The following is a 21,174-nucleotide window of genomic DNA, read 5'->3' on the forward strand; positions in this document are numbered from 1 at the left end:
TCCCTCACAATGCCCTAAAGTTCCCGCATCAGATCGCGCGGGGAGTGGTCGGAATGCTGAAATACCTCGCAAAAATTTCGATGGACATTTTCCCCTCGGTGCTCGCGACGATCATCGGGGCCTACATCGTTAATCATTACATCAACGCCAAGCCGGCGGCCGACACCCCAGCCGCCGTGGTCGCGCCTGCCCAGACCGGCAGTGACGGCAAGCCCACGGATACCGCCAACCTTCCCGCCCCCGGCGTCAAGGCCAAGGGCATCTCCGAGAAGAGCGTCACGGACAAGGCGGCGGTCGAGAAGCCTGCCGATCGTCAGGCGGCTGCCGAGACCAAGGCCGCGGACGTGGCTCCCGCTGAAACCAGCCCGCGCGGCCGTCCCTCTGCGCGCGACAAGGCCGCGGCCAAGTCCGCTCCGGCTGCCTCTGCTCCCGTGGTGGAGGCCAATTCGGCCTCGACCGCGGCGTCCCCGGCCACCACCCCCGACGCCAACGATCTCGCGCGTGCTGCGATCGAGCGCCTGCGCAAGTCACCTGAGGGCAAGTCATCTGAGGGCAAGTCATCTGAGGGCAAGTCACTTGAGGGCAAGGCTGCGGAGGCCAGATCTTCCGAAACCAGGCCCGCCGAGGTTCGCTCGTCGGATACCAAGCCGGCCGAGAGACCGGCAGAGCCTGTGGTGCGGGAAGCCGCCCGCACGCCGGAGGCTCCGCGGGTCGTTAGTACGGAGCCGACCCCGGTCCGTCCGCTGCCGCCGCCGATCACGGTATCGACGCCCTCATCCGAGGCCTATGGCAATGCTGGCTCCAATCCGCCCTACACGGCCTCGATCGGCAGCGACGATCCGAATCGGGTGACGCCGCCGGCCGACATTCCCGTGCCGGTCATCGCGCCACCGCTCGATCTGCGTGCCGATGCTGGCGCCTCCATGCCGCGGCCGAAGAAGACCAATGTCGCCGACGAAATGCTGTCGGGCATGAAGTCGATGTTCAACGCCGTTCTGCCGAAGAGCGCCACCCCCGACTAAGGCTGCGCCAAGCCGTCAGCCGCCGACGCGGGCGAGGCCGCTGCGGGCGGCCTCATCGCGTGGGCGCAGCGCGACGGCCTTGGTGTAGGACGCCGCCGCCTTGGCCCTGTCGCCCAGCCGCTCATAGGCCTGTCCGCGCGTGGTCCAGACCTGGGCGTTGTGCGGATCGGCCTCGGAGGCTTCATCGAGATCGGCTGCGGCCTCCTTGACCTTGCCGAGCGCGAGATAGCTGCTGGCACGGCCGAGCAGCGGCTCGGCCTTTTGCGGGTTGAGCCCGCTCGCGGCGCTGAAATCGGCGATCGCGAAGTCGTGCTGGTCCTTGCCCTGGTAGATCAGGGCGCGGCCATAAAGTGCCTGCGCATTGTAGGGATCGAGCCCGACCGCGCGATTGAACTCGTCGAGTGCTGCCGCGGTCTCGCCTGACTTGGCGAGGGACTGGGCCTTTGCAGCGTGGGCTTGGGCTTCGGTGACGTTGCCGGCGCTCACCGCGCTCTCGGCGGGCGCGGCCGCCTTGGGCGCTTCCTGCGGCTTGTCCTTCTCAGGGAGTAGCGATCCGAGATCGAAGGAGCAGCCGCAGAGCGCGATCCCCATCACGGCCAGCGCGAGCGGCTGCCGCCAGATCTGGCGTAGCCGCGGCAAGCCACGCTCGGGGAAAGGAGAGGCCATCTACGGTTCGCTCGCGCTGGAGCATGATCCGGAAAAGTGTGAAGCGGTTTTCCGAAGAGATCATGCTCAAACAAAACCAAAGCGCGATGATAATCCGTCCTGGTCTCATCGCGCTTTAGCGCCGCATCGGTAGTGCCCGTCCCAGAAAGGCACCGCTCACAAACAATGACGCGGGCCAAGGGCCCGCGTCATCGAAAACCGAGGTCTTACAGGTTCGGCAAATCAGCGCGGGCCGCGCGGGCCTGCACCGGCGCCGCCACGAGCGCCGCGATCACCGCCCGGGCCGGCGCCGAACACCGGCTTCGGCTTCATCGGCAGCAGGCCTTCGCGCTGCAGCTTCTTGCGGGCCAGCTTGCGCGCGCGGCGGACGGCTTCGGCCTTTTCGCGGGCCTTCTTCTCGGACGGCTTCTCGTAATGACCGCGGAGCTTCATCTCGCGGAAAATTCCCTCGCGCTGCATCTTCTTCTTCAGCGCCTTGAGGGCTTGATCGACATTGTTATCGCGAACGAGAACCTGCACGCGGCATCCTCTTCAGGTGGATCGGATTTGAATTCTGGTAAATCAAAGGGGATGGCAAAACGCGCAAGCCCTTAGCCTTGAGCGCGCGGATGTATCAGACAAAACCGGAGATGTCCACCGGCCAAGCGGGTTTTCGGGCCAAGTTCGGCCATTAAATGCGGCGAAAATACCTCCATGCGGCCCCGATTTGGGCGGTTTGACGCCGTGGACGGGGCCGCAGCCGGAGCTTTGTTCCGGAATCTTTGCAATGAGGGGACCACAATGGACATGAAAAAATACGCCGCCGAAGCCATCGGCACCTTCTGGCTCACATTCGCGGGTTGCGGAAGCGCAGTTATCGCCGCTGGCTTCCCCCAGGTCGGCATCGGCCTCGTCGGCGTCTCCTTCGCCTTCGGACTGAGCGTGGTCACCATGGCCTATGCGATCGGCCACATCTCGGGCTGTCACCTCAACCCGGCCGTCACGGTCGGTCTCGCCGCCGGTGGCCGTTTTCCGGCGGGCCAGGTCCTGCCTTACGTGATCGCCCAGGTGGCGGGCGCGATCGTTGCCGCGTGGCTCCTCTATGTCATCGCGAGCGGGGCGCCCGGATTCGATGTCGCCAAGGGCTTTGCCTCCAACGGCTATGACGCGCATTCGCCTGGTCAGTACAGCATGATCGTGTGCTTCCTCACCGAGGTGGTGATGACCATGATGTTCCTGTTCATCATCATGGGGGCCACCCATGGCCGCGCGCCGGCGGGTTTCGCACCGCTCGCGATCGGGCTCGCGCTGGTGATGATCCATCTCGTCAGCATTCCCGTCACCAACACCTCGGTGAATCCGGCGCGCAGCACCGGCCCCGCGCTGTTCGTCGGTGGCTGGGCGCTGTCGCAGCTCTGGCTGTTCTGGATTGCACCGCTGATCGGCGGCGCGCTGGGCGGGGTGATCTATCGCTGGCTCAGCGAGGAGCCCACCGGCGTCGTCGCGGGCGTGAAGACGGCTTAAGGCATGATCCGGAAAAGTGCGAAGCGGTTTTCCGGAAAGATCATGCGCAAACAACAACCTAAAGCGCGATGACGATTCATCCAAATCTCATCGCGCTTTAGAGCGAAGTGGATACCGGTTCGCGTCAAGAAAACGCGTCAAAATAAAAATCCAATTACCAAGGGGATTGCAGCCTCTGCTGCAGTCCCCTCACTTGCCCCTGATTCACTTGCCTTTGGGCGGCCGAACTTCGGTGATGTGGCCCATCTTGCGGCCGGGGCGCGGCACGCCCTTGCCGTAGATGTGCACGGTCGCGCCCGGGACGGTCAGCCACTTGTCGTAGTCGTTGATCTCGTCGCCGATCAGATTGGTCATGGTGACGATCTCGCCGTGGCGCACCGGCTTGCCGAGCGGCCAGCCGGCAATGGCGCGGATGTGCTGCTCGAACTGCGAGACGGAGGCGCCGTCCAGCGTCCAGTGCCCGGAATTGTGCACGCGCGGGGCGATCTCGTTGACCAGCACCTTCGGTCCGGTGCCGTTGGCAAGCACGAACATCTCCACCGCCAGGACGCCGACATAGTCGAGCGCAGTCGCAATCTTGCTCGCGACGTTGCGCGCCTCGTCCGCGAGCGCGTCGGGGATCGGCGCGGGCGCACGCGACACTTTCAGGATGTGGTCGCGGTGCTCGTTCTCGGTCACGTCGAAACACTCGACATCGCCCGCGACTGAGCGCGCGGCGATCACCGAGATTTCGCGCTCGAACGGCACGAAGGCCTCCAGGATTGCCGATTTGGTGGCGAGACCGGTCCACACCTTGGCGATGTCGTCGCCCTCGCGGATGATGGCCTGGCCCTTGCCGTCATAACCGAAGCGGCGGGTCTTCAGCACCGCCGGCAGGCCGATCCTCAGGATCGCCTCGCGCAGCGAGGAGACGGAGGTGACGTCAGCATAGGCTGCAGTTCGGATGCCGAGCTTCGTCACGAAATCCTTCTCGGCGAGCCGGTCCTGGGTGGTCTCGAGGATCTTGCGATTGGGCAGCACCGGGCGGCGCGCGTCCAGCACCATCGCGGCGGCCGCCGGCACGTTCTCGAATTCGTAGGTGATGACGTCGACGTCGCTCGCGAACAGCTCCAGCGCTTCGACGTCGGCATATTCGGCGCAGGTCGCGTTCAGCACGACGTCGAAGGCCGGCGAATCCGGATCGGGCGAGAACACCTGGCAGCGCAGGCCGAGCCGCGCCGCAGCCATCGCCAGCATCCGCCCCAATTGTCCGCCGCCGAGAATTCCGATGGTGTCGCCGGGCTTCAGCTTCACCTGCTTTGCGTCAGTCACGCCTTGTCCTCCGGACGCTCGGCAACCGCGTCGGTCTGCGCCTTGCGCCAGGCGGCGAGGCGATCGGACAGGGCGGGGTCAGACAAGGCGAGCACGGCAGCTGCCAGCAGCGCCGCGTTGATCGCGCCGGCCTTGCCGATGGCGAGGGTGCCGACCGGGACGCCCGCGGGCATCTGGACGATCGAATAGAGCGAATCGACGCCCTTGAGCGTCTTGGATTCGACGGGAACGCCGAATACCGGGAGTTCCGTCAGCGCCGCCGCCATGCCGGGCAGATGTGCGGCGCCACCGGCGCCGGCGATGATGACCTTGTAACCCGCGGCCTTGGCGCCCTTGGCGAAAGCAAACAGCCGGTCGGGAGTGCGGTGGGCCGAGACGACGCGGCTGTCGGCGGCAATCCCGAGCGCGTCAAGCGTGTCGGCGGCATGCCGCATCGTGTCCCAGTCCGACTGGCTTCCCATGATGATGGCGATCGGCGCGGTCATGACGTCAATTGTGCCCGGAAAAACAGAAAGATAGGCCAGATTAACGGTTCCGGCCGGCGGCTCGCAAGGCGGTGGCAAGGAGAAGGGAATCCACTATCCTGTCTTGGTGAATCCCCGCAAGCCTTCATTGAGCAGGATGCCCATGAAGAAACCAAAAAGGGCTAGCGCTGCGAAGGCCAAAGTTGGCCGGAAGACCAGCCCCGGCCGATCCAATGCCGCCCCCAAACGGCTGACCAAGCGTCCGGCGAAGCCGCCGCGGCGCGCCGCATTGGGCGACGATGGAGCCAAGGACGATTTCAGGGCGACGATCCGGGGCTTGCGGACCAAGCTCAAGGAGGCGCAGCGCCGGGTCGCGGAACTGGAAGCCGCGGCCGACACCGATTTCCTGCTCGAGATTCCCAACCGACGCGGCTTCGAGCGCGAGCTCGCGCGCGCCATCGCCTATATGAAGCGCTACCGCGCCAGCGGGGCGCTGATCGTGCTCGACGTCGATCGGCTGAAGCCGATCAACGATTCCTTCGGCCATGCCGCCGGCGACGAGGTGCTCAAGGCGATTGTCGCCACGCTGACGCGACAAATCCGTGCCTCCGACGTGGTCGGCCGGCTCGGGGGCGACGAGTTCGCGCTGCTGCTCTGGAATCTCAGCGAGACCGATGCCAAGGCGAAGGCTGCGGCCTTGGAGCAGGCGATCGACGAATTGTCCTTCGCCTTCCGCGGCCAGCACGTGACCGCGGGCGCCTCTGCCGGCGTCGCGTTGCTTGGTCCCCACTCCGACGCAGGCCGCGCCCTGGAGGAGGCCGATGCCGCCATGTACGTGCGCAAGGCGCACCGCCGGCACGAGCCGCGGATCAGGCTGGTCAGCAGCTGAATTTACAGCGTCGCCAGATCTTCCGGCACGTTGCCGAATTTGCGCAGCAGCCTGGCGTCGCCGAATTCGCCGGTCATGGGATCGCCGCTGCGGCTGAACGCGACCGCGCCGATGTGGCCGGCACCGTGCGCCAATATCTCGGCGCGCCGCAACGCGGCGGCCGAGGTCTGGCATTCCTCGGCAGTTCCCGCGACCGGCGAGCCGTCGGCATCGATCAAGAAGGGCATTGCAACGTAGTAGGTCACATCCGACATGGCGTTGCTCCAATGATGAACTCAGGCGGCGCTGCTCTTGCTCCGCATCTTGCTGCGCGAGGTCTCCGGAATGCAGCCGGCGGAAATCGCCGCCTGCAATTCCTCCAGCTCGGCTTCCAGATATTCGTTGGCCATGATCAGCGCCTTGATGGTGCTGCGCAGATTGCCGTCGCACATCGCGATCGCCTGATCGCAGGCCTGTTCGTAGTGGCTGTTGTCGAGAAGGGCGGTTGCCGACATCTGCGTTGTCCTCGTGTCTCGTGCTCGGGCGTTCTCTGAGGTGTGGGGGGCGCTCGCGAATGTTCCTCTTTTGTTCTATTCGAGTCAAGCGGATTCACGTGGCGAGCCGCGGCGAACGCCGGCTCACGGTCAGGCGATGATGTCGGGGGTAATCTGGTCTTCGATGAACGCGATGCGGTCGCGCAACAACAGCTTGCGCTTCTTCAGCCGCTGTAACCGCAACAGGTCGGGGGCGGGCGATTGATGCAACGCATCGATCGCCGCATCGAGATCTCGGTGTTCCTGCTGCAACCGGGTGAGCTCGGCTTCGAGCTCACGCTCATCTTCATTGGTCATGTCTGCGGTGGCCGAAAACCGATAGGCGTGAAATCTGGGCTGTGGACGCCCTGTGGAAATTATCGTCCTTGCGCAGCGTGACCGCAAGCGATCTACGGCCCTCGCTCGCCGATCTCCCGCAACATATTTCTGCGAGGAGCTGCGGCGTTGCGCAGGCGCATTGATATCATGGATTTTTCCCGCGTGGTTCCCCTAGTCACGCTTCGTTACATATGAACTTTCAAAAATGACGCTGCGGCGACGGATACCCATCGACAGAACGAATCGGTGATGTAGACTTCGCCGTCCGGATCGAATCCTGAGGTTCACCCCTACCGAGGAGGTTTCGAATGACAATTCAGGCACATCTTGTTGAATTGGAGCGGAAGCACAAACTTCTCGAAAACGAATTGCACGAAGCTCTCGTGCACCTTTCAACAGACGACCTGCAAATTGTTGAGTTGAAGCGCCGGAAGTTGATGGTCAAGGACCAGATCGAGCGTCTCAAGCAAGGCGATACGCTCCACTAGTAACCCCCGAAACAGTGTAGAGTTGATCACATCCTTTCGCGCAGGGGTGAGAGCATTCGTGCCCATCCCTGCTGCAAGGTGAACGCCGTGCAAGATCGTTGCGCGGCGCTATTTTTTGTTTGGACGCGTTGTCTTGACGCGAACCGGTATCCACTCCGCTCGAAAACGCTCTAGATGTCTGCGAGCTCGGCGACGTGATCGGCGATCGCGAGCGACGACGTCAATCCCGGCGATTCGATGCCAAACAGATTGATCAGCCCTGCGACGCCGTGATCGCGCGGGCCTTGCATCAAAAAGTCCTGCGTGGCCACAGCCGGCGGCACGATCTTCGGGCGGATACCCGAATAGCTCGGCATCAGCGCGCCATCGGGCAGCGTCGGCCAGTATTTGCGGATCGCCGGGTAGAAGCGCTCGGCCCGTGACGGGTCGACCTCGTAGTTGATCGTTTCGATCCACTCGACGTCAGGCCCGAAGCGCGCCTGCCCGGCCATGTCCAGGGTCAGATGGACTCCCAACCCGCCGGGTTCAGGCACCGGATAGATCAGGCGCGAGAACGGCGCCTTGGCGTTGCAGCTGAAGTAGTTTCCCTTGGCGAGATAGGCCGGCGGAATCCGGTCCAGCGGCATGCCGTCGATGTTGCGCGCCACATTCGTCGCCGACAGCCCCGCGGCGTTGACGAGAAGGTCGCATTGCAGCGTCATCGGCGCCTCGCCGCCGGCCTCGACCTCGATCACGCCGGCCGCGGCCTTGGCGCGGACCAGCGGGGTGTGAAACGCGAAGGCGGCGCCGGCGTCCTCGGCCTCGCCGCGCAACGATAGCATGTAGGCGTGGCTGTCGATGATGCCGGTTGACGGCGACAGCAGCGCAGCGTCGCAGGCGAGCGCCGGCTCCAGCGCGCGCGCGGCCTCGCCCGAGAGCAGCTGCATGTCGAGCACGCCGTTGGCTTCGGCATGCGCCTTGATCGATTGCAGCTTCTCGGTTTCCTTCGGGCTGGTCGCGACGATCAGCTTGCCGCAATTTCTGTGCGGGATGCCGCGCTCGGCGCAGTGGCGGTAGAGCGCGTGCTTGCCGGCAACGCACATGCGCGCCATCCAGCTCCCGGCGCGGTAGTAGATGCCGGCATGGATCACCTCGCTGTTGCGCGAGGAGGTGATGGTTCCAATGGCCTCGGCTTCCTCGAGCACGATCACCTCGCGCCCGGCCTGCGCGAGCTTTCGGGCCACCGCGAGACCGACCACGCCCGCTCCGATGACGACGCAGTCGACCCTATCCATGGCTGTGCAGGATGTCCGCGGGCGGCACCGGTGGCATCGGGCCCGGGAGCGGCAGCGCAGGGGAATTTTCCGTTAAGAAAACATTTATCATGTCAGGGCAATTGCCGTATTTCGCGTCGCATTTTTTCTGTTGTGCGTACAGGCGTTTACCCGATCCAAACCCGCGAGGCCAGACAATCCGACGTTGAAATCGCGGGTGGCTGATGGCTGAGAACAACTGGCACGTGGGCAGCACGCTTTCGATTGCTGTGCAGGCCCTCTTATGCCTGGCCGGTGCGGGCGCGCCTGCGCGCGCCTTTGCGCTGTCGGACGGCCTCTCCGCTCCGGATCTCGCCAAGCTCGATCCCAACGTGATCTGGGAGGTCCTGATCGCCGGCATCGTCGTCTGCTCGTTCCTCGCCGCGATCGCGCTGTGGATCCATTCCTCGCTGCGCCAGACCCGGCGTCTGCAGTTGCGGCGCAATGCCTTCATCTCCTCCGCCATGAACAATCTCAATCAGGGCGTGGTGATGACGGAAGCGCAGCGCCGTATCATCTTCTGCAACGACCGCTACCTCGAAATCTATGGTTTGACGCGGTCGGATGTCCGGCCCGGCATACATGGCCGCGAACTCCTCGAGCTGCGACGCAAGCGCGGCGTGCTGGACGCCTCCGACGACGAATTTTACGACAAGGCGGCAAGCGCCAATGGCCTGATCACGGAACTGCCTGACGGACGGGCCATCCTGGTGAAATATTTCGTGCTGCCGAACGGTGGCGCGGTCGCGACGCATCTCGACGTCAGCGACCAGCGAAGGCTGTCGCGACAGCTCGCCTCGACCAAGCAGTTCCTGGAGACGGTGCTGGACAACGTGCCGGCCTGCGTCGCCGCCAAGAACATCGAGGATGGCCGCTACATCTTCGCCAATACGGCCTATGAGCGCTTCTGGGGCTTCTCGCGGGACCACGTCGTCGGCAAGAACGCCCGCGAGCTGTTTGCGCCGGTCTCGGCGGCCACGATCGAGGCAACCGACCAGGCCGCGCTCAATTCGCCGGACGGCCAATTCCGCAACGAATTCGAGGTCGAGCGCGGCGGGGAGCGGCGCATGGTCGCCTCGATCCGGATCGCGGTGCGCAATGAAAGCAACCGGCCCGGATTCCTGCTGCTGGTGTTCGAGGACATCACCGACCGCCGCTCGCTGTCGCAGGAGCTGGAGAGCACCAAGAAGTTCCTCGAGCTCGTGGTCGACAACATCCCGGTCGCGCTGATCGTGGAGGAGGTCAAGGATGGCCGCTACCTGCTCGCCAACCGCAGCGCCGAGACCATCCTGAACCGCAAACGCGAGGAAGCCACCGGCCTGACTGCCTCCGACATCTTCAACGCCAAGGAAGCCAAGCTGATCATCGCCCGCGACGAGGCCGCGATCAAGAAGCGCGGGATGATCACCGAGGAGCATCCGATCTCCACCAAGGACGGCCTGCGGCTGTTCCTGACCCGCCGCGCCACGGTGCTCAGCGACGCCGGCGAGCCGCAATATCTGATCAAGACCCACGAGGACGTCACCGACCGCCGACAGACCGAGTCGCGCATGGCGCACATGGCCTATCATGACGGCCTCACCGATCTGCCGAACCGCGCCGCCTTCCTGCAGGCGCTGACCCAGATGATCGAGGCCTGCGAAGGCACCGGCGAGGAGTTCGCCGTGCTCTGCGTCGACCTCGACGGGCTCAAGGAGGTCAACGACGTCTTCGGCCATGCGCTCGGCGACAAGCTCCTGATCGAGGTGGCCCAGCGGCTCCAGGACTCCGCCCGAGGCGGCGTGGTGGCGCGCCTGTCCGGCGACGAGTTCGGCCTGATCATCGACGGCAAGCAGCCGGACGCGGGTCTCGCGCTGGCGCAGCAGATCGGCGAGGCCGTCGCGCAGGAATTCCAGATCGACGGCCGGCCGGTCCGTGCCGGCGTCACCACCGGCATGTCGGTCTTCCCGCACAATGGCACCGATGGCGCCTCGCTGCTCGCCAATGCCGGCGCGGCGCTGTTCCGCGCTAAGCAGAAATCGCGCGGCACGATCAGCCTCTACCAGCCGGAGATGGACCAGCAGATCCGCGATCGCCGCGTGCTGCACCAGGATCTTTCGATGGCGGTGAAGAACGGCGAGCTGTCGCTCGCCTTCCAGCCGCAGGGGGCCGCCGGCCACAGCGTCGCCGAGAGCGAGATCATCGGCTTCGAGGCGCTGGCGCGCTGGCAGCATCCGGTGCGCGGCCAGGTTTCGCCGGCCGAATTCATTCCGATCGCCGAGGAGAGCGGCCTCATCGTCGAGATGGGCGAGTGGATCCTGCGCGAGGCCTGTCGCGAGGCGGCGTCCTGGCCGAAGCCGCTCCAGGTCGCGGTCAACCTGTCGCCGGCGCAGTTCATGCACGGCGACGTGGTCGGCCTCGTCCATTCGATCCTGATCGAGACGGGGCTTGCACCCGGGCGGCTCGAGCTCGAGATCACCGAGGGCGTGCTGATCGAGGATTTCGACCGCGGCCTTGCGCTGCTGCGCCGGCTGAAGGCGCTCGGCGTGCGCATCTCCATGGACGATTTCGGTAGTGGCTATTCGTCGCTGAGCTATCTCCAGGCGTTCCCGTTCGACAAGATCAAGATCGACCGCGCCTTCATCACCAATCTCGGCCGCAACCCGCAATCGGCGGCGATCGTGCGCGCCGTGATCGATCTCGGCCACGGCCTCGAAATGTCGATCATCGCCGAGGGCGTCGAGACGGTGGACCAGCTCGCCTTCCTCGCCAAGGAGGGCTGCGACGGCGTGCAGGGCTATCTGCTCGGCAAGCCGCTGCCGATCGGGAAATATGCCGGCCTTGTCGGCCGCGCCGAAGCCATGGAGCTTGCGCTCAAGACCGGCTAGTGGTGGGAGTGCTTCGCTCCCATTCGACGGCCTCATGGCGGATTACGATCTTGCGATCATCGGCGGCGGCCTGAACGGTGTCAGCCTCGCCCGCGATGCGGCGGGTCGCGGCCTGCGGGTTATCCTGTTCGAGCAGGGCGATCTCGGCGGCGCGGCATCGTCGGCAACACCGCGGCTGATCCACGGCGATCTCTCGGTGCTGGAGCGCCGCGGTTTTTGGCGCGTGCGCCGGGCTCTGGCCGAGCGCCGGACCTGGCTCCGGATCGCGCCGCATCTGGTCCGGCCGATGCGTTTCGTGATTCCTGCGCATGCGGACGAGCGTCCACCGTGGCTGCTCCGCGCCGGCCTGTTCCTCTATGACAGCCTCGCCGGCCGGCGCGGCCTGCCCGGGTCGACGACCCTCGACATCACCCATCATCCGGTCGGCAACGCGCTGAAGCGCCCATTCGGCACGGCGTTCGAATATTCGGACTGCGTCGTCGACGATTCCCGCCTTGTCGTGCTCACAGCGCTGGACGCGTCGGAACGTGGCGCGGCGATCCGGACCGGGGCACGCTGCGTGCGTGCCGACAGGACCGACATCTGGCGGCTCGCCGTGGTCGATCGCGGCCATCGCCGCACCATCACGACCCGGGCGCTGGCCAACACCACCGGTGGCTGGACCTCGATGGTCGCGGAGACGGTCCTGCGCCAGCCGCAGCCCGCCGTGACAGCCATGCAGATGAGCCAGATCATCGTGCCCAGGCTGTTCGATTCAGACAATGTCTACGTCTTCCAGAACAGTGATGGCCGGCTGATTTTCGCAAGCCCGTTCGAGCGCGAGTTCACGCTGATCGGCACGGTCACGCATGATTTCACCGGGGATCCCGCCATCGTGGCGATGTCTGGGTCCGACGTCAGCTATCTCTGCGAAGCGGCCAGCCGCTATTTCCGCGAGCGCGTCGTCCCGACCGACGTGGTCCGGACGGTCTCCGGCGTCAATCTGAGGCCGGCGTCCGCGCGGCGACGCGACGGCACGACTCTGTTCCACGCGCGTCGGCGCAGGGCGCCGTTGATCACGATGTTCGGCGGCGATGTCACCACCTCGCGCCTGCGGGCGGAGCGGGCGGTGACGAAGCTGACGCCGTTCTACCCGATGTCGCCGCCCTGGACCGCCGGCGCTGCGCTGCCGGGTGGAGATTTTGCCTGGGACCGTTTCGACACCGAGGTCGACCTCGCACGCGACCGCTGGCGCTTTCTGTCGGAGCCGGAAGCTCTGCGCTTGGTTGCGGCCTACGGTTCGCGGCTGTCGGCGGTGCTGGGCGAGGCCAAGACCCGCGGCGAACTCGGTCCCACCTTCGGCCCCGAGCTGACCGCCGCCGAGGTGCGCTATCTCATGACCCACGAATGGGCGCGCTTTCCGGATGACGTTCTGTGGCGCCGTTCCAAGCTGGGCCTGACAATGCCTGCGGCGGACCGCGACGCGCTGGCTGCGTTTATGGCGGATGTGAGCTAGGCGGGATCTCGTGCACCCGGCATCCCTCCGGGATCGCGAGCGCCATGGCGGATGGCATGGATGACGATCTCCTGGTCTCCGATCTCGTAGAAGATGAGAAAGGGGTAGGGCGTTGTGGTCAGCCTCCGGATGTCCGGATCGTCCGTTCGTAGACCGATCTCGGGATGCGTGAGCAGCAGACCAATGACGTCCCGAATGCGCTTTTGGACGCGTGCCGCTCCCTGAGGAGACGCTTCTGCGATGTAGGTCAGAATGGAATCGAGATCGGCGAGCGCCGGAAGTGTGTAGCGAATATTCACAGGCCGTGTTTGGCCCAAGTCGCTCGGACTTGAGCCTCGGTTGCGAATTCACCCCGTTCAGCCGCCGCCTTGGATGCGGCGATCGCCGACCTTTCATCATCCGACAGGATGACAGGAGGTGCTGTGTCGGCACCGGCGAGTTGGAGTACGATTCGGGCAATGTCGTCCTGCGCGTCCGCGGGCAGACTGCGCGCGATCTCCAGGGCCTGATCCAGCAACTTGGTCATATCGTCATCATACGCCCTTTGACGCCTCGCATGAAGGCCAATTTCCGATGATCCGCTCCGAACCGGTTGAGCTAGGGACGATCGGCCGCTAGCGTGCGGCGGAATCGGGGTTGGCAGGGACCATGGCGGAAGAGTTGCCCGGAACGAACGTTGCGGCTGAATCGGCTGGCGGAGATGCATTGCCCGCGGCAGGCCAGCCGCTGCTGCGCATCGAGGGCGTCGCCAAGACCTTTGGCACGTTCCGGGCCGTCGATGGCGTCTCGCTCGATATCAAGGCCGGCGAGTTTTTTGCGCTGCTCGGCCCGAGCGGCTGCGGCAAGACCACGCTGCTGCGCATGCTCGCCGGCTTCGAGGCGCCGGATGAGGGGCGCATCCTGCTCGGCGGCAAGGACATCGCGCAGGCGCTGCCGCACGAGCGCCCGATCAACATGATGTTCCAGAATTACGCGCTGTTCCCGCATCTGTCCGTGCGCGACAATATCGCCTTCGGCCTCAAGCGCGCCGGCATGGCGCGCGCCGACATCGCCATGCGCGTTGCGGAGATGGTCGCGCTGGTGAAGCTCGAAGGATTGGAAAAGCGCAAGCCGGACCAGTTGTCCGGCGGCCAGTGCCAGCGCGTCGCGCTTGCCCGCGCCCTGGCGCGCCGGCCGCAGCTCCTGCTGCTCGACGAGCCGCTCGCAGCGCTGGACAAGAAGCTGCGCGAGAGCACCCAAGCCGAGCTGATGGAGCTGCAGCGGCGGCTCGGCATGACCTTCATCATCGTCACCCACGACCAGGAGGAGGCGATGACGATGGCGAGCCGGATCGGCGTGATGAAATCAGGCAAGCTTGCCCAGGTCGCGAGCCCACGCGAGCTCTACGAGGCGCCGCGCTCGCGCTGGATCGCGGAGTTCGTCGGCGACATCAATCTGTTCGACGGCGAGTCAAAATTGCGCGATGGTCATCGTCTGATCATCGGCACGCGCGATGCGGGTGCGCTGGTGGTGGCCGAGCCGCGCGAGCCGGTCGGTGCGGGAAGATTCTCGATCGCGATCCGCCCCGAGAAGGTGAAGCTCTCGCGCCGCGGCCCGGTGAGCGAGGTCGGTCGTGAGACGGCGATCAACCGGCTCGACGGCGTCATCGCCGACATCTGCTATCTCGGCGGCACCACCACCTACAAGGTGAAGCTCGATACCGGCGGAACGGTGCAGGCGTCCGTCGCCAACAGCGCGCGACTCGACGTCGACGCCTACAGCCTGAACCAGCATGTCGTCGCCTGGTTCACACCCGACGATTGTGTGGTGCTGCAATCATGAGCACCCGCCGCATCTTCGCAAGGCCGGCGCGCTTCGCATCGATCGCACCCTATGTCTGGATGGTGCTGTTCTTCCTGGTGCCATTCGCCTTCGTGCTGAAGATCAGCCTGTCGCAGACCGCGATCGCGCAGCCGCCTTACGAGCCGGTGTTCGACCTGACGGCGGGATGGGACGCGCTCAGGAGCGCCTTTGCCGCATTCTCGATCGACAATTTCAGGCTGCTCGTCTCCGACGACATCTATGTATTCGCCTATGTGCGCAGCCTCACCGTCGCGATCACCGCGACAGCGCTGCTGCTCCTGATCGGCTATCCCATCGCCTATGGCATGGCGCGGCTGCCGAAGCGCTGGCAGGCGGTGGCGATGGTGCTGGTGATCGTGCCGTTCTGGACCTCGTTCCTGATCCGCATCTATGCCTGGATCAACATCCTGCAGCACGACGGCCTGCTCAACCAGATCCTGCTGACGCTGCATCTGGTCAGCCAGCCCGTGGTCTGGCTCTCCACCGACAGCGCGATGTATATCGGCATCGTCTATTCCTATTTGCCGTTCATGATCCTGCCGCTCTATGCCACGCTCGCCAAGATGGAGCCGGCGCTGGAGGAGGCGGCCTCCGATCTCGGCGCGCCGCCGTGGCAGGTGTTCTGGCTCGTCACCTTTCCGCTGTCGCTGCCCGGCGTCGGCGCCGGCGTGCTCTTGTGCTTCATCCCGATCGTCGGCGAGTTCGTGATTCCGGATCTTCTGGCCGGCTCCAATTCGCTGATGATCGGCCAGACCTTGTGGCTCGAATTCTTCACCAACAAGGACTGGCCGGTCGCCTCTGCTGCCGCGATCGCGCTGCTGGTCGTGCTGCTGGTGCCGCTGCTCTTGTACGAGCGGCTGCAGAAGCGGCAGCTGGAACAGGGAAGGTAGGGCGATGCGCAAGGTCTCCCGCCTGTCCCGCTTCAACATCGCCTCGCTGGCGCTGGGGCTCTCCTTCCTCTATTTGCCGATCCTGATCCTCGTTCTCTACTCTTTCAACGCCTCGCGCCTGGTGACCGTGTGGGGCGGCTGGTCGCTGCGCTGGTATCACGAGTTCTTCAACGACCGCGCCATGATCGAGGCGGCCTGGATGAGCCTGCGGGTCGCGGTTTCCTCCGCGACCATCGCGACGCTGCTCGGCACGCTGGCGGCGGTGGCGCTGTCGCGCGGAGAGAGGTTCCGCGGCCGCACGCTGTTCTCGGGCATGCTCTATGCGCCGCTGGTGATGCCGGAGGTGATCACCGGATTGTCGCTGCTGCTGCTGTTCGTCGCCCTGAACGCCGAGCGCGGCTTCTGGACGGTGACGATCGCCCACACCACGCTGACGATGTGCTTCGTCGCGGTGGTGGTGCAGTCCCGTCTCGGCTCGCTCGATCGTTCGCTGGAGGAGGCCGCGATGGACCTCGGCTGCGACCCGGTGCGCGCATTCGTGTCCGTGACGCTGCCGCTGATCGCGCCCGCGATCGTCGCCGGCTGGATGCTGGCGTTCACGCTGTCGCTCGACGATCTCGTGATCGCGAGTTTCACCACCGGCCCCGGCTCGGCCACCTTGCCGATCCGGATCTATTCCGAGGTGCGTTTGGGGGTGAAGCCCGAGATCAACGCGATCTGCACGCTGGTGATCGCCCTGATCGCGGTCGTCATCGTCATCGCCTCGCTCGCCTCGAAGCTGTCGAGCTCGCAGGGCGAGAGCGCGGCGCCGCTGTAGTGTTATCGGAGAGCAACGATGAATCGTGCCGAAGAATGGCGTAAACTGGAAGAGGCTCTGACAAACCTCGTAGGCTCGATGTCGTCTCAACTCTCTGTCAGAGACTGCGCGCTACTGGCGGAGTTTATCGACAATCGAGAATTTGGTGTCGCGCTGGAATGGCTGCACTCTTCAGTCGTGGAAAATCGTCTCCAGCCCTCAGCGAGCCAGAAACTTGAGGTTCAACGATTGGCGAAGATGATGGACATCGACCTGCCGTAGCGGTTGCTACGACAGGTATGTGGAATGACGTACGGCGAGATCGAGACTACGACTTCACCGCACCCGCCGTGAGCCCGCCCACCATGTAGCGGCGGAAGGCGTAGTAGACCGCGGCCGGCGGCAGCGCGTAGATGAAGCCGGTGGTCATCAGCAGCTCCCACGGCGAGTCGTCCGCGGCGAGGAAGTTGCCGAGCGCGACGGGGAGGGTGATCTCGCGGTCGTTGGACAGCAGCAGGAACGCGTAGAGATATTCGTTCCAGGCCAGCAGCACCGCATAGGTGCCGATCGCGACCAGCGAGGGCATCATCAGCGGCAGATAGACCAGGCGGAAGATCTGCAGCGTCGTGGCGCCGTCCATCACCGCGGCCTCGTCCAGCTCGACCGGCAGCTTGTCGGAGGCCTGCTTGAGCACCCAGATCGCATAAGGCGAGGCGATCGTCACCATGGCCAGGATCAGCGACCAGTGATTGTTGAGCAGGCCGTAATTGCCCATGGTGCGGTACATCGGCACGGCGAGGAACGCCGCCGGGATGAAGTAGGTGAAGAGCGCGAGGTTCAGCACTGTGCGCCCGCCCGGCACCTTCAATCGCGAGATCGAGAACGCCGCGGCGGTCGCGATGAACAGCGTCAGCACGCCGACGGAGACGGCGATCACCGTCGAATTCCAGAACTGGACGTAGAAGTCGCGCAGGAAATAATGCTGCTGCTTGAACACGATCTCGAAATTGTGCAGCGTCGGATGGTCCGGCCACAGCTTGCCCGAGAACGCGTCCTCCTTCGGGGAGATCGCGAACAGGAACATGTGATAGATCGGGATCATCGTCCACAGGAAGACGGGGATGCCGATCAGCAGCAGCCGCGCTTCAGTCGCGACTTCGCGCCAGGAAAACTCTCTTACGCCGGGGAGCTTCATCGCGACAACCGTTTCATCATGAAGTACACGAGCGGCAGGACGAAGGGCATCGCGCAGACGATGGAGGCCATCGCGAGCGAGAGCTGGTCGAGCCGGAGATAGCGGATACCGAGCGTCGACAACACGTGCGTGAGGTCGGCCGGGCCACCGCCGGTGAGGAGGTAGACGCTGTTGAAATCGCCCAGCGTCCAGATCATCGAGAGCAGCGTGCAGGTCACGTAGAGCGTCTGCATCGACGGCCAGGTGATGTAGCGGAATTTCTGCCACCAGCTCGCGCCGTCCACTTCGGCGGCCTCGAACAGATCGTGCGAGATCGCAAGGCGTCCGGTGATCAGGATCAGCGTCCAGAACGGCAGCGACTTCCAGATGTGCACGCCGATCGCCATGCTGAGCGCCACGGTCGGGTCGTTCAGCCAGTTCGGGCCGTCATCGCCGGTGAAGGAGAAGATGAGGTGGTTGATGACGCCCCACTCGGGATTGAACATGAAGCGCACCGACAGGATGGTCGGGATCGACGGCACCGCCCAGGGCAGGATGAAGATCACCGAGAGCCATTTGATCCAGGTGCGCTGCTGCGCGAAGAAGCCGGACAGGAGCAGCGCGATCAGCATCTTGATGTTGATGCCGATGACCAGGAAGATCAGCGTGTTGACCGCGGCGCGCGCGAAGATCGGGTCGTTGTACAGCGCGACGTAGTTCTCCGGAGCGCGCGCCAGCCACAGCCCGTAGCAGACGGGATAGACGACGAAGGCGAGGAAAACCAGCAGATAGGGCGCGAGCAGGATGATGCCCCAGACCTGCGCCGGGGTCAGCCGCGACGACAAGGGCGGTGCGGGGATCGACTGATCGCCAGAGAGCGTGATCGCCATTCTTTCGAAACTCTTTGAAAGGACTTCCGGCCGCACGAGGCGGCCGGTGTTAGCATTTCACCTCTCCCCGCAAAGGACGGAGAGAGGGAGGGGATAGACCTTAACCCGCGACCTGCTTGATGCGGGCAATCAGTTCGTCGACGGCCTTGTCGACCGGAACCTTCTCGCTGACGACGCGGTTCATCGCCTTCGCCCACACGTTCTCGTTGTTGAGGATCGTGAACTTCCAGTTCTTGGTGAAGTCGAACGCCGCGGTGCCGCCCTTGAACTGCGTGTAGACCGCCTTGCGGTGCTTGTCAGCCTGCCAGAACGGGCTTTCCTGGCTTTCCTTGGTCACCGGGAACCAGCGGCCGAGCGCGCCCTCGATATAGGGACGGACGTTCTCTTCCTGGAGCAGGAAGCTGATGAACTGCTTGGCCTCGGCCTTGTTCTTGGCTGCGGTGAACACCAGCCCGGTCTTGACGTCGGAGCGGTAGCGGATGGTCGAGCCGTCCGGCGCCTTCGGGAAGGACGCCGTGACGATGTCCTGCTCGTATGCCTTCTTGCCGGCGTCGCGCTGCTCCTGGGTGAGCGCCTGGTTCTGCGAGTCCTCGAACCACTTCGCCGCGATCGAGATCGTGAAGTTGTGGGTCATCACGATGGTCTTGTTGTGGAAGGCGACGTTGTTGTCGGGATCCTTCCAGGTGGTCGAGGAGGGCGGAGTGCAGCCCTTGATGTAGGTGTCGGTATAGTCCTTCATCGCCTTGATCAGGCCGTCGCGGACCTTCGGGTCGTCGACCAGCAACTTGCCGTCGTCGTCGACCAGCTTGACGTGGTAGGCATCCATGAAGGTGTAGAACGACTGGAAGGAGTCGGTGGATTCCACGCCCATCGGCTGGCCCACGGCGTAGATGCGCTGGCCGGTGGCCTTGCGGATCGCCGGCTGCACCTTGTCGCACCAGAACGTCCAATAGCCCGTCCAGTCGTTCGGGATGTCGCTCTGCTTGAAACCGGCCTTCTCCAGCATATCGTTCCAGATCTGGACGTGCATGCTCTGCTGTTTCAGCGGAAAGCCATAAAAGGCCTTCTTCTTGGCGACGTCGTTGTAGAGGATCGACGCATCCAGCGTGTTCTGCACGAACCGGCCCTTGATCGGCTCCATGACATCCGTGAGGTCCTCGAGCTTGCCCTCATAGGCCCACTTGCCCTGCGCCTGCACGTCATAGGAATCGGAATAGGCCACATCGGGCACGGTGCCGGCATCGAGCGCGGCAACCGTCTTCGGAATCATGTCCTGGATCGCGTATTGCGACAATTCGACCTTGATGCCGGTCTTGGCTTCGAATTTCTTGATCGTATCGATCAGCGCGTCGTCTTCGGAGCGATAGAAGCCCTTGCCCCACCAGACTGTGATCGTCTTCTGCTGTGCAAAGGCGGGTGCAGTGGCGGCAAAAAGCCCAACCGTAGCGACCGCCAATGATACTGCGCCAATAACCTTGGATCTCACGTTTTTCTCCCTCAAACGGCCGGTGTTTTTAACCGGTCGTATAAAACACTAGCGCAGGATGGTAGCGCAATCAACGCATCTTGTCAGACCTATGTCGCGGTTGGAGAGTGGCTGTGGGCATGCGAATTCGCGCATCGATCCAAAGGCCGCATCGATACATGCCAATCAATTCCCTCGTGGTGTGCGGCCTTGTTCAGCGTTTCCCTCTGGGACCGGTCGCGGCGGCGGCTGGACTCGTGTCGGCAGATCGGGAGCGCGGCCTGGCTTGCACGCTCGTCCGGGCAGGCGAGCGCCATGCCTCGAGGAGCATCTTGAGAAATTGGCTGGCATGGGGCGATAGCGTCGCCCCGTGCCTGCGCACGATTCCGATCGTCCGCGATACTTCCGGCTCGGTCAGCCGAATGGTGTGAATGATCGGATGGCCGGCCGCTGGCGTCGCGAGCCTCGGCAGCACGGCGATGCCGAGGCCGGCTTCGACCAGGCCAAGCGAGCCGGAGAGGTGAGCGACTTCATAAGACCAGTTCAACTGCAAGCCGTGTCGCGCCAGCGCATTGTCGATCAGCGCGCGATTGCCGCTGTTGCGACCGACGGTGATGACCCGGTGCGACACGATTTCCGACCAGCTGACCTGCTTGCGCGATGCCAGCGGATGGTCATGACGGCAGGCCAGGACGAAAGGGTCCTCAACCAGTTTCTCGAACTCGATTTCCGCATGCGAAGAACCGATGAAGTTGATGCCGAAGTCGGCTTCTCCGCGCGCGACCGCTTCCAATCCCTCGTTGGCACCGATGTCGAGTATCCGGATGCGAATGCGCGGATACGCTTCGGCAAACCGGCCGATCGCACGCGGCAGGAAATAGAACACCGCTGTCGGCACCGCAGCCACAGAGACGAGGCCTGAACTTCGCGCGCCGATATCGTGGATGGCGAGCACCGAGGTCTCGAACTCGTCGATGAGGCGGCGCACCTTCGGCAGGAAGTCGCGCCCGGTCATGGTGAGATTGACGTGGCGCGTCGACCGTTCGAGCAGCGGCGCACCGAGGCCTTCTTCCAGTTTCTGAATGCGTCTGCTCAGCGCCGGCTGCGACAGGTTCAGCGCCCTGGCGGTGCGGACGAAGCTTCCCGTCTCCGCCACGGTGATGAACGCCTTGAGGTCGAGCAGTTCCGCGTTCATGGCAGGCTCCATTATTTCGACAAACGAAATAATACCTCAGATATTTGCATTTCACAAAAGAGTTCTGCCGAAGG

24 protein-coding genes are annotated in these 21,174 nt (G+C 64.2%); 10 read left to right on the forward strand and 14 right to left on the reverse strand.

Annotation, left to right across the window (positions count from 1 at the left end; genetic code table 11):
• Positions 1-53 precede the first annotated feature (53 nt).
• Positions 54-1,022 carry a hypothetical protein gene (locus tag JQ566_RS12475; RefSeq protein WP_212372517.1) on the forward strand — a complete coding sequence of 323 codons (969 nt, stop codon included), beginning with the start codon at positions 54-56 and terminating at the stop codon, positions 1,020-1,022.
• Between the two features lie 15 nt (positions 1,023-1,037).
• On the opposite strand, the gene JQ566_RS12480 is transcribed toward JQ566_RS12475, so the two are convergent.
• A complete protein-coding gene (locus JQ566_RS12480) occupies positions 1,038-1,688 on the reverse strand; it encodes a tetratricopeptide repeat protein (protein ID WP_212372518.1) in 651 nt (216 codons plus the stop codon).
• Positions 1,689-1,910: 222 nt separating this feature from the next.
• A complete protein-coding gene (gene rpsU, locus JQ566_RS12485) occupies positions 1,911-2,207 on the reverse strand; it encodes a 30S ribosomal protein S21 (protein WP_027573137.1) in 297 nt (98 codons plus the stop codon).
• 261 nt (positions 2,208-2,468) lie between these two features.
• On the opposite strand from rpsU, the gene aqpZ reads away from it, so the two are divergent.
• Positions 2,469-3,191, forward strand: a complete 723-nt coding sequence (aqpZ, locus tag JQ566_RS12490) for an aquaporin Z (protein ID WP_212372519.1) — start codon at positions 2,469-2,471, stop codon at positions 3,189-3,191.
• Between the two features lie 204 nt (positions 3,192-3,395).
• Here aqpZ and JQ566_RS12495 read toward each other — a convergent pair whose 3' ends face one another.
• Both JQ566_RS12495 and purE read right to left on the reverse strand, forming a co-directional pair.
• Positions 3,396-4,502 (reverse strand): 5-(carboxyamino)imidazole ribonucleotide synthase, encoded by a 1,107-nt coding sequence (locus JQ566_RS12495; RefSeq protein WP_212372520.1) that lies wholly within the window; start codon positions 4,500-4,502, stop codon positions 3,396-3,398.
• Positions 4,499-4,987, reverse strand: a complete 489-nt coding sequence (gene purE / locus JQ566_RS12500; RefSeq protein WP_212372521.1) for a 5-(carboxyamino)imidazole ribonucleotide mutase — start codon at positions 4,985-4,987, stop codon at positions 4,499-4,501. The genes JQ566_RS12495 and purE overlap by 4 nt, the downstream gene beginning before the upstream one ends.
• Positions 4,988-5,129: 142 nt before the next feature.
• On the opposite strand from purE, the gene JQ566_RS12505 reads away from it, so the two are divergent.
• Positions 5,130-5,855, forward strand: coding sequence for a GGDEF domain-containing protein (locus JQ566_RS12505; RefSeq protein WP_212372522.1), 726 nt, complete (start codon positions 5,130-5,132; stop codon positions 5,853-5,855).
• A gap of 2 nt (positions 5,856-5,857) precedes the next feature.
• On the opposite strand, the gene JQ566_RS12510 is transcribed toward JQ566_RS12505, so the two are convergent.
• The 3 genes from JQ566_RS12510 to JQ566_RS12520 all read right to left on the reverse strand — a co-directional run bounded on the left by JQ566_RS12510 (position 5,858) and on the right by JQ566_RS12520 (position 6,685).
• On the reverse strand, positions 5,858-6,109 hold the full coding sequence (locus tag JQ566_RS12510; protein WP_212372523.1) for a hypothetical protein: 252 nt from the start codon (positions 6,107-6,109) through the stop codon (positions 5,858-5,860).
• 21 nt (positions 6,110-6,130) lie between these two features.
• Positions 6,131-6,349 carry a hypothetical protein gene (locus JQ566_RS12515; RefSeq protein WP_007596256.1) on the reverse strand — a complete coding sequence of 73 codons (219 nt, stop codon included), beginning with the start codon at positions 6,347-6,349 and terminating at the stop codon, positions 6,131-6,133.
• Positions 6,350-6,478: 129 nt separating this feature from the next.
• Complete coding sequence (locus JQ566_RS12520) at positions 6,479-6,685, reverse strand: YdcH family protein (protein ID WP_008546179.1); 207 nt, start codon at positions 6,683-6,685, stop codon at positions 6,479-6,481.
• Between the two features lie 329 nt (positions 6,686-7,014).
• On the opposite strand from JQ566_RS12520, the gene JQ566_RS12525 reads away from it, so the two are divergent.
• Positions 7,015-7,194 (forward strand): YdcH family protein, encoded by a 180-nt coding sequence (locus tag JQ566_RS12525; RefSeq protein ID WP_025034152.1) that lies wholly within the window; start codon positions 7,015-7,017, stop codon positions 7,192-7,194.
• 170 nt (positions 7,195-7,364) lie between these two features.
• Here JQ566_RS12525 and JQ566_RS12530 read toward each other — a convergent pair whose 3' ends face one another.
• Positions 7,365-8,468 (reverse strand): NAD(P)/FAD-dependent oxidoreductase, encoded by a 1,104-nt coding sequence (locus JQ566_RS12530; RefSeq protein ID WP_212372524.1) that lies wholly within the window; start codon positions 8,466-8,468, stop codon positions 7,365-7,367.
• A 203-nt stretch (positions 8,469-8,671) separates the two neighbouring features.
• On the opposite strand from JQ566_RS12530, the gene JQ566_RS12535 reads away from it, so the two are divergent.
• Positions 8,672-11,353, forward strand: coding sequence for a sensor domain-containing protein (locus JQ566_RS12535; RefSeq protein WP_212372525.1), 2,682 nt, complete (start codon positions 8,672-8,674; stop codon positions 11,351-11,353).
• Between the two features lie 34 nt (positions 11,354-11,387).
• Positions 11,388-12,848, forward strand: a complete 1,461-nt coding sequence (locus JQ566_RS12540) for a glycerol-3-phosphate dehydrogenase (protein WP_212372526.1) — start codon at positions 11,388-11,390, stop codon at positions 12,846-12,848.
• Here the strand turns inward: JQ566_RS12540 and JQ566_RS12545 are convergent.
• Both JQ566_RS12545 and JQ566_RS12550 read right to left on the reverse strand, forming a co-directional pair.
• Positions 12,845-13,147 carry a type II toxin-antitoxin system RelE/ParE family toxin gene (locus JQ566_RS12545; RefSeq protein WP_212372527.1) on the reverse strand — a complete coding sequence of 101 codons (303 nt, stop codon included), beginning with the start codon at positions 13,145-13,147 and terminating at the stop codon, positions 12,845-12,847. The genes JQ566_RS12540 and JQ566_RS12545 overlap by 4 nt on opposite strands.
• Entirely contained in the window at positions 13,144-13,374 is a 231-nt protein-coding gene (locus tag JQ566_RS12550) for a hypothetical protein (protein WP_212372528.1), read from the reverse strand. Before JQ566_RS12550 ends, JQ566_RS12545 begins: the two co-directional genes overlap by 4 nt.
• 122 nt (positions 13,375-13,496) lie before the next feature.
• On the opposite strand from JQ566_RS12550, the gene JQ566_RS12555 reads away from it, so the two are divergent.
• From JQ566_RS12555 to JQ566_RS12570, 4 genes are read left to right on the forward strand one after another with little or no spacing between them, the layout of a single operon-like run.
• Complete coding sequence (locus tag JQ566_RS12555) at positions 13,497-14,669, forward strand: ABC transporter ATP-binding protein (protein ID WP_212372529.1); 1,173 nt, start codon at positions 13,497-13,499, stop codon at positions 14,667-14,669.
• A complete protein-coding gene (locus JQ566_RS12560) occupies positions 14,666-15,580 on the forward strand; it encodes an ABC transporter permease (RefSeq protein ID WP_212372530.1) in 915 nt (304 codons plus the stop codon). The genes JQ566_RS12555 and JQ566_RS12560 overlap by 4 nt, the downstream gene beginning before the upstream one ends.
• 4 nt (positions 15,581-15,584) lie before the next feature.
• On the forward strand, positions 15,585-16,397 hold the full coding sequence (locus JQ566_RS12565) for an ABC transporter permease (RefSeq protein ID WP_212372531.1): 813 nt from the start codon (positions 15,585-15,587) through the stop codon (positions 16,395-16,397).
• Positions 16,398-16,415: 18 nt separating this feature from the next.
• Positions 16,416-16,658, forward strand: a complete 243-nt coding sequence (locus tag JQ566_RS12570; RefSeq protein ID WP_212372532.1) for a hypothetical protein — start codon at positions 16,416-16,418, stop codon at positions 16,656-16,658.
• A 46-nt stretch (positions 16,659-16,704) separates the two neighbouring features.
• On the opposite strand, the gene JQ566_RS12575 is transcribed toward JQ566_RS12570, so the two are convergent.
• The 4 genes from JQ566_RS12575 to JQ566_RS12590 all read right to left on the reverse strand — a co-directional run bounded on the left by JQ566_RS12575 (position 16,705) and on the right by JQ566_RS12590 (position 21,100).
• Entirely contained in the window at positions 16,705-17,571 is an 867-nt protein-coding gene (locus tag JQ566_RS12575; protein WP_212372533.1) for a carbohydrate ABC transporter permease, read from the reverse strand.
• Positions 17,568-18,440: a carbohydrate ABC transporter permease gene (locus JQ566_RS12580; protein WP_212372534.1), complete on the reverse strand. Its 873-nt coding sequence runs from the start codon at positions 18,438-18,440 to the stop codon at positions 17,568-17,570. Before JQ566_RS12580 ends, JQ566_RS12575 begins: the two co-directional genes overlap by 4 nt.
• Before the next feature lie 100 nt (positions 18,441-18,540).
• A complete protein-coding gene (locus JQ566_RS12585) occupies positions 18,541-19,926 on the reverse strand; it encodes an ABC transporter substrate-binding protein (protein WP_212372535.1) in 1,386 nt (461 codons plus the stop codon).
• A gap of 193 nt (positions 19,927-20,119) precedes the next feature.
• On the reverse strand, positions 20,120-21,100 hold the full coding sequence (locus tag JQ566_RS12590) for a LysR family transcriptional regulator (protein ID WP_249139397.1): 981 nt from the start codon (positions 21,098-21,100) through the stop codon (positions 20,120-20,122).
• Positions 21,101-21,174: the final 74 nt, after the last annotated feature.

The organism is Bradyrhizobium sp. SZCCT0231 (assembly GCF_018130245.1).
Classification (GTDB): domain Bacteria; phylum Pseudomonadota; class Alphaproteobacteria; order Rhizobiales; family Xanthobacteraceae; genus Bradyrhizobium; species Bradyrhizobium japonicum_F.

What these genes read in the sequence shown, in the direction of transcription:
- JQ566_RS12580 (WP_212372534.1), bottom strand. Translation starts at nt 18,440, where the DNA reads ATGGCGATCACGCTCTCTGGCGATCAGTCGATCCCCGCACCGCCCTTG.
- aqpZ (WP_212372519.1), top strand. Translation starts at nt 2,469, where the DNA reads ATGGACATGAAAAAATACGCCGCCGAAGCCATCGGCACCTTCTGGCTC.
- JQ566_RS12565 (WP_212372531.1), top strand. Translation starts at nt 15,585, where the DNA reads ATGCGCAAGGTCTCCCGCCTGTCCCGCTTCAACATCGCCTCGCTGGCG.
- JQ566_RS12505 (WP_212372522.1), top strand. Translation starts at nt 5,130, where the DNA reads ATGAAGAAACCAAAAAGGGCTAGCGCTGCGAAGGCCAAAGTTGGCCGG.
- JQ566_RS12525 (WP_025034152.1), top strand. Translation starts at nt 7,015, where the DNA reads ATGACAATTCAGGCACATCTTGTTGAATTGGAGCGGAAGCACAAACTT.
- JQ566_RS12480 (WP_212372518.1), bottom strand. Translation starts at nt 1,688, where the DNA reads ATGGCCTCTCCTTTCCCCGAGCGTGGCTTGCCGCGGCTACGCCAGATC.
- JQ566_RS12575 (WP_212372533.1), bottom strand. Translation starts at nt 17,571, where the DNA reads ATGAAGCTCCCCGGCGTAAGAGAGTTTTCCTGGCGCGAAGTCGCGACT.
- purE (WP_212372521.1), bottom strand. Translation starts at nt 4,987, where the DNA reads ATGACCGCGCCGATCGCCATCATCATGGGAAGCCAGTCGGACTGGGAC.
- JQ566_RS12535 (WP_212372525.1), top strand. Translation starts at nt 8,672, where the DNA reads ATGGCTGAGAACAACTGGCACGTGGGCAGCACGCTTTCGATTGCTGTG.
- JQ566_RS12515 (WP_007596256.1), bottom strand. Translation starts at nt 6,349, where the DNA reads ATGTCGGCAACCGCCCTTCTCGACAACAGCCACTACGAACAGGCCTGC.
- JQ566_RS12530 (WP_212372524.1), bottom strand. Translation starts at nt 8,468, where the DNA reads ATGGATAGGGTCGACTGCGTCGTCATCGGAGCGGGCGTGGTCGGTCTC.
- JQ566_RS12550 (WP_212372528.1), bottom strand. Translation starts at nt 13,374, where the DNA reads ATGACCAAGTTGCTGGATCAGGCCCTGGAGATCGCGCGCAGTCTGCCC.
- JQ566_RS12555 (WP_212372529.1), top strand. Translation starts at nt 13,497, where the DNA reads ATGGCGGAAGAGTTGCCCGGAACGAACGTTGCGGCTGAATCGGCTGGC.
- JQ566_RS12570 (WP_212372532.1), top strand. Translation starts at nt 16,416, where the DNA reads ATGAATCGTGCCGAAGAATGGCGTAAACTGGAAGAGGCTCTGACAAAC.
- JQ566_RS12590 (WP_249139397.1), bottom strand. Translation starts at nt 21,100, where the DNA reads ATGAACGCGGAACTGCTCGACCTCAAGGCGTTCATCACCGTGGCGGAG.
- JQ566_RS12510 (WP_212372523.1), bottom strand. Translation starts at nt 6,109, where the DNA reads ATGTCGGATGTGACCTACTACGTTGCAATGCCCTTCTTGATCGATGCC.
- JQ566_RS12560 (WP_212372530.1), top strand. Translation starts at nt 14,666, where the DNA reads ATGAGCACCCGCCGCATCTTCGCAAGGCCGGCGCGCTTCGCATCGATC.
- JQ566_RS12475 (WP_212372517.1), top strand. Translation starts at nt 54, where the DNA reads ATGCTGAAATACCTCGCAAAAATTTCGATGGACATTTTCCCCTCGGTG.
- JQ566_RS12540 (WP_212372526.1), top strand. Translation starts at nt 11,388, where the DNA reads ATGGCGGATTACGATCTTGCGATCATCGGCGGCGGCCTGAACGGTGTC.
- JQ566_RS12520 (WP_008546179.1), bottom strand. Translation starts at nt 6,685, where the DNA reads ATGACCAATGAAGATGAGCGTGAGCTCGAAGCCGAGCTCACCCGGTTG.